This window comes from Gemmobacter nanjingensis (genome assembly GCF_014652195.1).
Lineage (GTDB): Bacteria > Pseudomonadota > Alphaproteobacteria > Rhodobacterales > Rhodobacteraceae > Gemmobacter > Gemmobacter caeni.
Window position 1 is genome coordinate 1 of record NZ_BMYI01000084.1, and the last position, 677, is coordinate 677.

A 677-nucleotide genomic window follows, 5' to 3' on the forward strand; every position below is an offset into this window, starting at 1 on the left:
CATGAACTGCGCGCGGGTCAGCGGGAAGGAATACGCCATCATCCCCTCCAGCGGTCACTGACGATGGTGCGGACCTCGCCGGGCAGGAAGTCGCGGGTGTATTGCTCCAGCGACACCTGAATGGCCTGCATCACGCCCTCGCGGATCTCGGCCGAGCCGGTGCCAGAGACATTGATATGATGGGTCACAAGCCGGGCGGCGGCTTCGTTACCGGCTGCGGCTCGCCTGTCTGAAGGCCCGCCGACCGGCAGTGGCGGCCGACCACCCATCACATAGCCGCCTTCGCGATATCCCCGCATCGCGCCCTTGCGGATCGCCTCAAGGTTCGCCACTCCGATGCGACGGGTGGCCGCCGCGTCGAAGACATATTCCTCGGCATGCACCACGCCCGCCACATCCGTCGTCGCACCCGGCCCGGTCCAGCCGCCCACCTCGAAACTGCCGCCGGTCAGCCACTTCAGCCCCGCGCCCAGGAGGCCGCCGACAAAGGCCCCGCCCGGCCCGTAGCTCGCCCCGATCCCCTGCAGCGTGCCCGCGAGATTGGCGCCAAAGGTCTGCAGGCCGGTCCCCAGCTGCGCCGCCCCGGTCCCGAGCTGGCCGAGCTGCGCCTGTGTCGAGAGCGTCGTGCCCTCAAAGCGCGCCATGGCAGCTTCGGCCCCAGCGAGGCGCTGGTCCCA

Annotated in this window: 1 pseudogene; it reads right to left on the reverse strand. The window is 69.9% G+C overall.

Features of this window, described 5'->3' with window-relative positions:
• Positions 1-38: 38 nt before the first annotated feature.
• Positions 39-677 (reverse strand): annotated as a pseudogene (locus tag IE126_RS25740) (hypothetical protein); the annotation flags it as partial.